Genomic DNA, 11806 nt, shown 5'->3' on the forward strand with positions numbered 1-11806 from the left:
TTAAGAATACTAGGTTGAGAAGTTGGAAAGGCTTATGACCTTAGCAAGATATAAAAATGGCGATAAGTTGGCCTATTGCTTAAAATAGGTTAAGGATTGAATCCAGTGTAAACACCATAAGGCACTGCAAAATAAAAAATAAAGAATAAGGCTCCCTCTAAAAACCCTCTCATTGAAATTATAGAAAGGAATGGCAAATTAAAAATCAAACTACTATCGCCTCTTTCACGGAATGAGTAATACAATTTCTTACTGAATGATTGTAGAAGAGAGCATTAGTAAGCAATAATAAAAAACAAATTTTCCTTGATTTTAAGTCAAATCTCCTGTATAATAGTAGTCTGTGAGCATCCCTCACTTACCTGCATCATAAGATGTAGGTCATTAGACCAAAAGGAGGAAAATATCAATGGCTAAATACGAAATTCTTTATATCATTCGTCCAAACATTGAAGAAGAAGCTAAAAACGCTTTGGTATCACGCTTTGACTCTATCTTAACTGACAACGGTGCTACAATCGTTGAATCAAAAGATTGGGAAAAACGTCGTCTTGCATACGAAATCAATGATTTCCGTGAAGGACTTTACCATATCGTTAACGTTGAATCTGAAGAAGCAACAGCTCTTAATGAGTTTGATCGTCTTTCAAAAATCAACGGCGACATTCTTCGTCACATGATCGTTAAACTTGACGCTTAAGACAAGCAGTAAGAAGGTAGTTTATGATTAATAATGTAGTACTAGTTGGTCGTATGACCAAAGATGCAGAGCTCCGTTATACACCAAACCAGGTAGCAGTTGCTACTTTTACCCTTGCTGTAAATCGCACTTTTAAGAGCCAAAATGGGGAGCGTGAAGCGGATTTCATTAACTGTGTTATCTGGCGCCAACCTGCTGAAAATTTAGCAAATTGGGCAAAAAAGGGTGCTTTAATCGGAATTACTGGTCGTATTCAGACTCGTAATTATGAAAATCAACAAGGACAACGTGTTTACGTAACGGAAGTGGTTGCGGATAATTTCCAAATGTTGGAAAGCCGTGCTACACGTGAAGGTGGCTCATCTAATTCTTATAATAGTGGTGGTTTTAATAACACCTCAACTAATAATAATTATTCAGCTTCTTCTCAACAAACACCTAACTTTGGTCGAGACGAAAGTCCATTTGGTAATTCAAACCCAATGGAAATTTCAGACGACGATCTACCATTCTAAAAGAATGGGTTTGTACGGATAAGAAATTATTCGAGTTCGGGCTCATTGCTGATAGAGAAATCAATTAAAAGAAAGCTTTTTTCTATGATGATTTCTAATCATAATTGCCCTAAACATCAGAATTTATAAAGGAGAAAAATCATGGCTCAACAACGTCGTGGCGGGTTCAAACGCCGTAAAAAAGTTGACTTCATCGCAGCTAACAAAATTGAATATGTTGATTACAAAGACACTGAACTTCTTAGCCGTTTCGTTTCAGAACGTGGGAAAATTCTTCCTCGTCGTGTAACAGGAACTTCAGCTAAAAATCAACGTAAAGTAACAACAGCAATCAAACGTGCTCGCGTTATGGCACTTATGCCTTACGTAAACGAAGATTAAATAGAAAGACCCAGTGGGTCTTTTTTTGATTATATATAAGTCTATTTTGATTGTAACGAAGTTAAAGATGAGATACAATCAAATACAAACAAAGGCACTTATGCCTTACGTAAACGAAGATTAAATAGAAAGACCCAGTGGGTCTTTTGTTTTCCGTGAGCTTAAAAATTAAAGAGCCAATTAAGACTGATAGCTACTAGGAATCTTAAACACATGTCAAAGTTAGAGGGGCTGTTATATAGGCTTAGAAATAGGAGGAGAGTTATACTAGATGATGATACTCTTTTGCTATTTATATTAGGCAAAAAAGAAAGTGTCAAGCAATAGTACTCTTGTAAAATTATGGGTAAAAGAAAAGACAAACAGGTTTTAGAGCCTATCTGTCTTTGGTAGAGTAGTGAACTAGGGGTCAGGTTAACGTGCTGACATAGCATTTTGGACATTATATTTTCTTTTCAGGTAATAGCGAAGAGTGATTGCAAGTGCTCCTAAAATAAGTAAAACAAAAGGTGGCAACTGAGGATTAAGTGATTGTGGTAGGTAGGCAGTTGCACTATAAAGACTTACCCAGATTAACATTGCCAGTCCAAGTGCTCCGATAATTTTAACCCAGCCTGGTCGTTGGTTTTTTGGTTTGTTCATGTGACGGTAAACAAAGTGGTAAGTGGCATACATAGAAGCTCCACCACCAAAACCTAAGGCTAGTAAGGAAAGTAGTCCTGTTCCATTTACTTTAGAGGCTGGGTTGAAGAATGTCATCAACCCATTTAAAAGGGCAACAACACCAATAAAGATTAATGAAGTATCAAGCCACATTAACCAAGGGTTTGTATTTTTAGGTTCAGTATCCACTGTCTTACCATCTTTGCTACGAGGTTTTTCAGTAAATGAAGCTGCCCAAGCAGTTGGAGCACCTAAGAAGGTACGAGCTGGGATTCCTTGCCTTTGTTTTTCGAGGATTGTGGGAACTGTTTCTTCCAAAATGTCTTTAATTTCTTGATCAGATTTACCATCTTGAATTAAACGGTTAGTAGCAATATGAATAAATTCTTGATTTTTTTTGGTTAGCTGTTGAAAATCCATGGGGTCTCCTTAAAATGGTCTAGATAAAGTGATATTATGAAGAGTCGTTACATATAATGTAATAATAAAACGAGAAGGCCTAGAGTAATAGACTTGCTTTAATCATTTTCGGACTTACTTGGTTAAAACCATTTCTTCCTTAGAAAATAGATGATAACGCCAGATGATCCTAAAATAGCAATCAGAACAATGAGAAAGAAACCATGTTCTAGGTCATTAAAGGGCATCCAATTATTTTGGAAGTTCATACCATAAGCAGAGAAAATGACAGTTGGAATATCTAAAGTCATGGTCATTAAAGCCAAGGTTTTCATGATGGTATTCTGATTGTTATTGATGATAGAAGCTGTTGTTTCAGTCATAGCATTTAAGACATTTTCATAGATACCAGCCATTTCGATGGCCTGCTGCGTCTCAATCAGTGTATCCTCCAGTAAATCTTCATCTTCGATGTATTTTTTTAAAGAAGAAGTAGAACTGGATAGTTTTTTGACGATGCGCTCATTAAATTTCAAAGAGGCTTTCAAGTAGACGATAGATTTTTCGAGTTCCATCATATCGACAAGCTCTTCATTACGAGTTGCTTTCTCAAGTTGTGCCTCTAAGCGATCGCTTTGCCGATCAATCGTACGGAGTGCGGTAAGAAATAACTCGGCATTACGATATAAAATTTGAAAAACGAACCGCGTTTTCATAAAGGTAAAGAAATTTTTCACCCGTTTGTTATGAAAATGATCAAATAAGGTTAAGTCCTGAAGACAAGTTGTGATCACTGCTTGCTCAGTGACGATAATCCCCAAAGGAACGGTGACATAATAACTCTTGCTATTACGTTCTTCATAAGTTGGAACGTCCACGATAATTAAGGTATAGTCATCTTCAACAGCGATACGAGAAGTTTCTTCAATATCTAATGGGGCTCTTAAGTCTTCAATGTCAATGTTAAATTGATCAGCAACTTCAATAGACTCTTCCTGGGAGGGGTTCACCAGTTTAATCCAAGCCCCTGGCTCGAATGTTTCAATTTCTTTGAATTCAATTGCTGATGAAAGAAACATTTGTTTCATGACAAGCCCTCCTTTTTAATAATAGTCTATTAGCTTAGGAAGTTGATGTGAAAAACACTTGAAAATCTATGAAAACAAATGGTAACACATAATACCCCTAATTATAATTAATACTAACCTATTATACTATAAATGATCAAGTTTGGGACAACTGAATATTAGAAAATTTTGTTATAATATAGAAAATTGTTATCAGAAAGAAGATTGGTTGAGAACCATATGCAAGATAAGTTAATTATTCATGGAGCACGAGCTCACAATTTAAAAAATATAGATGTGGAGATTCCTAGGGACAAACTTGTCGTCGTAACTGGATTGTCTGGATCAGGGAAGTCTAGTCTAGCTTTCGACACTATTTACGCGGAAGGGCAGCGTCGCTATGTGGAGAGCTTATCGGCCTATGCCCGGCAATTTTTAGGTAATATGGAAAAACCGGATGTTGACTCGATTGATGGTCTCAGCCCGGCTATTTCTATTGACCAAAAAACGACCAGTAAAAATCCACGTTCGACAGTTGGTACTGTCACTGAAATTAATGACTATTTAAGGCTTTTATATGCACGGGTAGGAACTCCCTACTGTATCAATGGGCATGGTGCGATAACCGCTTCATCTGTTGAGCAAATCGTGGAACAAGTTTTAGATTTGCCAGAACGGACAAGGATGCAGATTTTGTCTCCAATTGTTCGTCGTAAGAAGGGACAACATAAAACAGTTTTTGAAAAAATTCAAAAAGATGGTTATGTTCGGGTTCGAGTTGATGGTGATATTTATGATATCTCGGAAGTTCCCGAATTATCTAAAAGCAAAATGCATGATATAGAAGTTGTTATTGACCGGTTGGTCAACAAAGAAGGTATTCGTAGCCGTCTGTTTGATTCCATTGAAGCCGCTTTACGACTGGGAGATGGTTATCTGATTATTGACACGATGGATGGGCATGAACTACAATTTTCAGAACACTATTCTTGCCCGATTTGTGGCTTTACTGTCCCAGAATTAGAACCTCGTCTTTTCTCTTTCAATGCACCATTTGGCTCTTGTCCAACTTGTGATGGGTTAGGGATTAAATTAGAAGTAGATTTAGATTTGGTTGTTCCTGATCCTAGTAAAACACTCCGTGAAGGGGCACTTGCTCCTTGGAATCCAATTTCATCTAATTATTACCCAACGATGCTCGAGCAGGCCATGACTACCTTTGGAGTTGATATGGATAAACCTTATCAAGAGTTATCTGAAACTGATAAGGATTTAATTTTGTACGGGTCAGGTGACCGTGAATTTCATTTTCATTATGTTAATGATTTTGGTGGGGAACGTAACATTGACATCCCTTTTGAAGGTGTCGTAGCAAACATTAATCGTCGTTACCATGAAACAAATAGTGAGTATACTCGAAATGTGATGAGGGCTTATATGAACGCCTTAACCTGTACAACTTGTCACGGCTATCGTCTAAATGATCAAGCCTTATGTGTTCGGGTTGGTGGTCAAGATGGACCACACATTGGTCAAATTTCAGAGCTATCTATTGCTGATCACTTGGAGCTTTTGGAGGGGCTAATCCTCTCTGAAAATGAGAGCACTATTGCTAAACCGATTCTTAAAGAGATTCATGATCGTTTAACCTTTTTAAATAATGTTGGTTTAAACTATCTAACTCTTTCTCGTGCTTCGGGGACCTTGTCGGGAGGGGAAAGTCAACGCATTCGTCTCGCAACGCAAATTGGTTCCAACTTATCAGGTGTCCTTTATATTCTTGATGAGCCTTCAATTGGTCTGCATCAGCGTGATAATGATCGCCTAATTGATAGCTTGAAAAAAATGCGTGATTTAGGTAATACATTGATTGTTGTAGAGCATGATGAAGACACCATGATGCAGGCAGATTGGTTGATTGATGTAGGTCCTGGAGCAGGTGAATTTGGCGGCCAAATCATTGCCTCTGGAACACCAAAACAAGTTGCTAAGAATAAAAAATCCATTACTGGCCAATATTTATCTGGTAAAAAAGCTATCCCTGTACCTTCAGAACGACGCCGAGGAAACGGCCGTTTTCTAGAAATCAAAGGAGCAAGTGAGCATAATTTACAGAACATTGATGTGCGTTTTCCGCTAGGAAAATTTATTGCTGTAACAGGGGTATCCGGCTCTGGAAAATCAACACTGATTAATAGTATTTTGAAAAAAGTGGTGGCTCAAAATCTCAATCGGAATTCCGAGAAACCTGGTAAACATCAATCCTTTGAAGGAATTGAATATATTGATCGTTTGATTGATATTGATCAAAGCCCAATTGGAAGAACTCCTCGATCAAATCCAGCAACTTATACAGGTGTTTTCGATGATATCCGAGATCTCTTTGCTCAAACCAACGAAGCTAAAATTCGTGGCTACAAGAAAGGCCGCTTCTCATTTAATGTCAAAGGTGGCCGTTGTGAAGCCTGTTCAGGAGATGGCATTATTAAAATTGAAATGCATTTTCTACCTGACGTTTATGTTCCATGTGAAGTCTGCCATGGACGTCGTTACAATTCTGAAACCTTAGAAGTTCATTACAAAGAAAAAAATATTGCCGAGATTTTAGACATGACTGTAGATGATGCTTTAGACTTCTTTGCAGCTATTCCTAAAATTGCCCGTAAGATTCAAACCATTAAAGATGTCGGATTGGGTTATGTAACCTTGGGTCAACCTGCTACGACACTATCGGGTGGGGAAGCACAACGCATGAAATTAGCCAGTGAACTTCATAAACGTTCAACAGGAAAGAGCCTTTATATCTTAGATGAGCCGACAACAGGCTTGCACACTGATGATATTGCACGATTGCTAACAGTGTTGGAACGATTTGTTGATGATGGCAACACTGTTTTAGTTATTGAGCATAACTTGGATGTTATTAAGTCAGCAGATCATATCATTGATCTGGGTCCCGAAGGTGGTGTTGGGGGTGGTCAGGTTATTGCCACTGGCACGCCAGAAGAGGTAGCTAAGGTTAAGGGAAGTTACACAGGACATTATTTGAAAACGAAATTACAGTAAAAAATCCGGTTTCCTACCGGATTTTTTAGAACCTAGCCAAAGTAACTACCGACCTCCTTTATCATACAATAGTACTACTTACAATTCTGTCCTCTAGCAAAGCTTGATAGGTTGGGAGTTAGCAAAAATGCCAGAAACGATGAGTTTCTGGCATTGAGACATCTTTAGACCTAGGCTTAAGCTTTAGGTATGACATTCATTTGGCTACCCCAAGTAGTCACTTTCCTGACTGTTTGACCTACTGTCTCAGCTACCAACCTAATCTATTATAAAAAGAAAACTTTTTTACTGTAATAGAAAGTGACTGATCTCTTCATTTTGCGCTTGACTAGGCTTATCCAAGCTTTTGATGAGTTGATTAGATTGGAATTGTGAAAGATTAGGGACAGTCCTTATCCCATAGTGTGTTCTAAAATGACTTAGTGCCACATTAAGGTTGGTATTTTCAGAGTCTAAATAGTAAATAGGTGTCTTGCAATGTTTAGCTGCTTGTAAGAGTTTAGGGATAAAATTTCTACAGTGGGGACAAGTCGCACGCCCTGTATAGAGGTAGAAAATTTTCCCCTCTAACATCATAACTTGAATAGTTTTGACAGAAACGTGTTGAAATTGGTCGCTATTTTTTTGATAAGCTAAGACTGCTTGTGCTTCTTTAATGGGTAAGTCAATTTTTAAATCAGCAGCAACGATACTGGTGCTTAAGAAAGTAACAACTAACAGTAGAAAAAGTGAGCATTTTTTAATCATTCACAAGCCCAACCATCGTGATCTCGATCTAGGCGTGTCTCATAGCCAGGTTGTCCTTGTTGAATCGGAGCAGCCCCAGCATTACGCATTTCTGTACAGTTAGCATAGTAGCGTGTATTTGATGGAGGTGCTTGGACAAATTGTTGTGCTGCTGCTTGTGTTTCACGTGTCTCAATGCTGGTAATTACTGACTGTATACGGTTAGTAAAGTTAGCTTTTTTGGTGGTATTTGTTATCTTATTAACCTTTTCTTCGGCATATGAGACCTTGGCGCGATTTTGATTATCTTCAAGTTGCTTCACAGCATTTTCTGCATCGGATTCAGCGACCTTCTGTACTTCTTGCTCTTCAATAGCCTTGCTGACTAGATAAATGCGGTCCATAAAAGGGTTTCTTTTGGTAGAATCAGAAATAAGCCCTATTTTTTCTTTGGCAATCTCAAGTAGATCCTTTGTTTTTGTGGTTTCTACTTCTTTAGTTGCTTTCTCAGCTTCCTCAATGTAGATCTTTTGTTCCAAGCGATAAAACCGTTTTTCTAATAATGCTTTATCTTTATTATTTTTGAGATGTTTGATGGCTTCTCTAGCTTTTTCTAAATGAATAGGGTTGGTATCCTTTTCTAATTGACTAATAGCTTGGTTAGCGTCTCTAATATCTTTATCTTGATTCTGGGGAACTGTCTTCTTGCTTGTAGAGCTAATAAGAGTGTTAGGAGTTTCTTGCTCTTTATTTGTAGCTGGTTTAGAAGAAAATGTATAGCCTGTACCTAGCATCATAGTACCAATTAAACCGATAACAGTAGCTATTAGGGCATAATTTCTTCTTTGCCGATTGGGTTTCTTTTTCGTATAGAACCACAGGCCTATAACTCCCGCCACTAAAAGGATAGGCATTGCCATTAAAATGATACTAAGAATAGTAATTCCAAGTATGATATACAGAACTGTAGTAAAAGAACCTTTATTTTTCATTTTTAACCTACTTCTTATTTTTAAACTATTTTACCATTTTGTAATCTTTCTGTAAATATTTCATTAAAGAGTAGTGTTTTTTAATTTATGGTCTCTTTTACTATGATTTCTAGCCATTAGATAGCCTTTCATGCTACAATATTGTCAAAAGCCAAGTAGAAGGAGATTCATTAAGGATGTCAGAAGTTATAGAAGAACGTTTAAAGAAGTGTCAAAAACTGCTAAAAGACAAGGGGTTGGAGGCTATTCTAATCACTAATTTGACAAATTGTTATTATTTGACAGGTTTTTCGGGGAGCGCAGCAACTATTTTAATCACAAGAGAACGTCGGATTTTTATCACGGATTCTCGCTATACCCTAATGGCTAAAGCTGGAATAGAAGGTTTTGATATTATTGAAAGCCGTACGCCATTAAGGGTTGTTGCAGATTTGTTAGAAACAGATCGCTTAGATCAGCTTGCTTTTGAAGATCACGTCAGCTTTTTCTATTATCAAGCACTGCAATCCGCTTTTTCGGGGATTACTTTACTTGCTCAATCTGGTTTTGTGGAGGAATTACGATTGATTAAAGATGATTCTGAAATTAGGACAATTGCTAAAGCGTGTTCTATTTCAGACAAAGCCTTTATAGATGCTCTTGACTTTATAAAACCAGGAATAACTACTGAACAAGAATTGGCTAATTTTTTAGATTTTCGGATGCGTCAATATGGTGCTAGCGGAACGTCGTTTGATACCATTGCTGCCTCGGGTTTTCGCTCGGCTATGCCCCACGGCCGTGCTAGTGATAAGGTCATTGGGTCTGGTGAGACTCTCACCATGGATTTTGGTTGCTACTATAATCACTATGTTAGTGATATGACTAGGACCATTCACATCGGGCAAGTAACTGACCAAGAGCGCGAGATTTATGGTATTGTACTTGCAGCTAATGAGGCTTTGATAGAAAAAGCGCGTGCAGGCATGACATTTACCGATTTTGATAAGGTGCCACGAGATCTGATTGCAGCAGCTGGTTACGGTAGTAACTTCACACATGGCATTGGTCATGGCATCGGGCTTGATATCCATGAGAATCCGTTTTTTGGGAAGTCCCAGAAAGAACTCCAAGTCGGCATGGTGGTGACAGATGAACCAGGCATTTATTTGGATGATAAGTATGGCGTACGCATAGAAGATGACTTAGTTATTACGGAAAAAGGGTGTCAGGTCTTAACATTGGCACCTAAAGAATTAATTGTATTATAAGTGAATCATTTAGAAAGTATTGGGTAAGAGCTAATGGCAAATCGTTTATCATGGCAAGATTATTTTATGGCCAATGCAGAACTTATCTCTAAGCGGTCAACCTGTGACCGTGCATTTGTGGGAGCTGTTTTGGTCAAGGATAACCGTATTATTGCAACTGGTTATAATGGTGGTGTTTCAGCTACAGACAATTGTAATGAAGCGGGCCACTACATGGAAGATGGGCATTGCATCAGGACAGTTCATGCAGAGATGAATGCTCTAATCCAATGTGCTAAGGAGGGAATTTCAACAGACGGAACAGAGCTTTACGTGACTCATTTTCCCTGTATCAATTGTACTAAGGCCCTTTTACAAGCGGGTATAAAGAAAATTACCTATAAAGCTCACTATCGACCACATCCTTTTGCTATTGAGTTGATGGAGAAAAAGGGAGTGGCCTATGTGCAACATAATGTGCCAGAACTAACATTGGGTGGTCATTCGGACTAGAATCCACCTGATAAGTTAAGCTAGTTTAAGGTGAGGATACACGTTTTAAAGTCCTTGCTCGGGCAGAAAAGATTTGAGCAAAAGGTCCTTTTGTGATAGAATGAGATGATAAAAATTTTAGTAATAAGAGGTAATAATAAATGATTGAAGCAAGTAAGCTTAGAGCAGGTATGACTTTTGAGTCAGAAGGCAAATTAATTCGCGTTCTTGAAGCAAGTCACCACAAACCAGGTAAAGGGAATACTATCATGCGCATGAAGTTGCGTGATGTCCGTACAGGTTCTACTTTTGATACAACTTATCGTCCAGATGAAAAGTTTGAACAAGCCATTATTGAAACTGTACCAGCTCAATACTTGTACAAAATGGACGACACAGCTTACTTTATGAATACTGAAACTTACGATCAATATGAAATTCCAGTTGCAAATGTTGAGCAAGAATTACTTTACATTCTTGAAAATTCTGATGTCAAAATTCAATTCTACGGCAGTGAAGTAATCGGAGTTACTGTACCTACAACTGTTGAATTAACGGTTACTGAAACACAACCTTCTATCAAAGGGGCAACTGTAACAGGTTCTGGTAAGCCGGCTACTCTTGAAACAGGGTTGGTTGTCAATGTTCCAGACTTTATCGAAGTGGGACAAAAATTAATCATTAATACAGCTGAAGGTACCTACGTTTCTCGTGCCTAAGGATTTTGTCAACAAGAGTTGAGGAAAGGAAAGGAAATGCTATGTTAAGTGAAAATATAGGTGAGATTGTCATTTCGCCACGTGTTCTTGAAGTTATTACAGGCATTGCTGCAACTCAGGTTGACGGCGTCTATTCACTTCATAACAAAAAGATGTCGGATAGTTTTAATAAATCAAGTTTAGGTAAAGGGGTTTACTTACAGACCGAGGAAGATGGCTCTGTCACGGCTGATATCTATGTTTACCTTCAGTATGGTGTTAAAGTACCGACTGTTTCAGTAGCTATTCAAAAGGCTGTCAAAGCAGCTGTCTACGATATGGCAGAAGTAACCATTGCGGCGGTTAATATCCATGTAGAAGGTATTGTGCCAGAAAAAACACCAAAACCTGATTTGAAATCACTTTTTGAAGAGGATTTCTTGGATGATTAGTAGTTTTGAAAATTCAAGAAGAGATCTTCGAGAGCGGGCTTTTCAAGCACTCTTTAACATGGAACATGGTGGTGACTTTTTAGAGTCATCCCGATTTGCCTATGATTACGATAAGGTGTCTGATCAAGATCATCCCTTGGATGTGCCGGCCTTTTTATTGACTTTAGTTAATGGGGTCAACAATCATAAGGAAGAACTAGATGCCATTATTAAAGAGAACCTTAAAAAGGGTTGGTCAATTGAACGTTTGACGTTATCAGATAGAACCATGCTCCGTCTAGGTCTATATGAAATTAAGTATTTTGACGAAACCCCAGACCGTGTGGCATTAAATGAAATCATTGAAATTGCTAAAAAATACTCTGATGAAACTTCTGCCAAATTCATTAATGGTTTATTAAGCCAATTTGTAAAAGACAATTAAAA

13 protein-coding genes are annotated in these 11806 nt (G+C 37.9%); 9 read left to right on the forward strand and 4 right to left on the reverse strand.

Annotated features, from left to right (window positions below; translation table 11 throughout):
- Positions 1 to 409 precede the first annotated feature (409 nt).
- From rpsF to rpsR, 3 genes are all read left to right on the forward strand, one after another.
- Positions 410 to 700, forward strand: a complete 291-nt coding sequence (gene rpsF, locus STRPS_RS06015; RefSeq protein WP_003084800.1) for a 30S ribosomal protein S6 — start codon at positions 410 to 412, stop codon at positions 698 to 700.
- A gap of 23 nt (positions 701 to 723) precedes the next feature.
- Positions 724 to 1215 (forward strand): single-stranded DNA-binding protein, encoded by a 492-nt coding sequence (locus STRPS_RS06020; RefSeq protein WP_007892149.1) that lies wholly within the window; start codon positions 724 to 726, stop codon positions 1213 to 1215.
- 141 nt (positions 1216 to 1356) lie between these two features.
- Positions 1357 to 1596, forward strand: coding sequence for a 30S ribosomal protein S18 (gene rpsR / locus STRPS_RS06025; RefSeq protein WP_002983142.1), 240 nt, complete (start codon positions 1357 to 1359; stop codon positions 1594 to 1596).
- A gap of 414 nt (positions 1597 to 2010) precedes the next feature.
- Here rpsR and STRPS_RS06030 read toward each other — a convergent pair whose 3' ends face one another.
- Positions 2011 to 2679, reverse strand: coding sequence for a DUF1129 domain-containing protein (locus STRPS_RS06030; protein WP_007892078.1), 669 nt, complete (start codon positions 2677 to 2679; stop codon positions 2011 to 2013).
- A 122-nt stretch (positions 2680 to 2801) separates the two neighbouring features.
- The gene (locus tag STRPS_RS06035; protein ID WP_007892119.1) at positions 2802 to 3746 is read right to left on the reverse strand and encodes a magnesium transporter CorA family protein; all 945 of its coding nucleotides are present in this window, start codon (positions 3744 to 3746) and stop codon (positions 2802 to 2804) included.
- 219 nt (positions 3747 to 3965) lie between these two features.
- Between STRPS_RS06035 and uvrA the strand changes: the two genes are divergently transcribed.
- Complete coding sequence (gene uvrA / locus STRPS_RS06040; protein ID WP_007892169.1) at positions 3966 to 6791, forward strand: excinuclease ABC subunit UvrA; 2826 nt, start codon at positions 3966 to 3968, stop codon at positions 6789 to 6791.
- Positions 6792 to 7076: 285 nt separating this feature from the next.
- Here the strand turns inward: uvrA and STRPS_RS06045 are convergent, their stop codons facing one another.
- A complete protein-coding gene (locus STRPS_RS06045; protein WP_007892081.1) occupies positions 7077 to 7538 on the reverse strand; it encodes a thioredoxin domain-containing protein in 462 nt (153 codons plus the stop codon).
- Positions 7535 to 8509 carry an excalibur calcium-binding domain-containing protein gene (locus STRPS_RS06050; RefSeq protein ID WP_007892098.1) on the reverse strand — a complete coding sequence of 325 codons (975 nt, stop codon included), beginning with the start codon at positions 8507 to 8509 and terminating at the stop codon, positions 7535 to 7537. The genes STRPS_RS06045 and STRPS_RS06050 overlap by 4 nt, the downstream gene beginning before the upstream one ends.
- Before the next feature lie 176 nt (positions 8510 to 8685).
- Between STRPS_RS06050 and STRPS_RS06055 the strand changes: the two genes are divergently transcribed.
- The 5 genes from STRPS_RS06055 to nusB all read left to right on the forward strand — a co-directional run bounded on the left by STRPS_RS06055 (position 8686) and on the right by nusB (position 11804).
- A complete protein-coding gene (locus STRPS_RS06055; protein ID WP_007892101.1) occupies positions 8686 to 9759 on the forward strand; it encodes a M24 family metallopeptidase in 1074 nt (357 codons plus the stop codon).
- 33 nt (positions 9760 to 9792) lie between these two features.
- Complete coding sequence (locus tag STRPS_RS06060; RefSeq protein ID WP_007892159.1) at positions 9793 to 10251, forward strand: deoxycytidylate deaminase; 459 nt, start codon at positions 9793 to 9795, stop codon at positions 10249 to 10251.
- A gap of 140 nt (positions 10252 to 10391) precedes the next feature.
- Positions 10392 to 10949, forward strand: coding sequence for an elongation factor P (gene efp, locus STRPS_RS06065; protein WP_003084847.1), 558 nt, complete (start codon positions 10392 to 10394; stop codon positions 10947 to 10949).
- A 41-nt stretch (positions 10950 to 10990) separates the two neighbouring features.
- Positions 10991 to 11380, forward strand: coding sequence for an Asp23/Gls24 family envelope stress response protein (locus STRPS_RS06070; protein WP_007892097.1), 390 nt, complete (start codon positions 10991 to 10993; stop codon positions 11378 to 11380).
- Positions 11373 to 11804 (forward strand): transcription antitermination factor NusB, encoded by a 432-nt coding sequence (nusB, locus tag STRPS_RS06075; protein ID WP_007892083.1) that lies wholly within the window; start codon positions 11373 to 11375, stop codon positions 11802 to 11804. Before STRPS_RS06070 ends, nusB begins: the two co-directional genes overlap by 8 nt.
- The last annotated feature ends 2 nt before the right edge of the window (positions 11805 to 11806 follow it).

Source organism: Streptococcus pseudoporcinus LQ 940-04 (assembly GCF_000188035.1).
Classification (GTDB): domain Bacteria; phylum Bacillota; class Bacilli; order Lactobacillales; family Streptococcaceae; genus Streptococcus; species Streptococcus pseudoporcinus.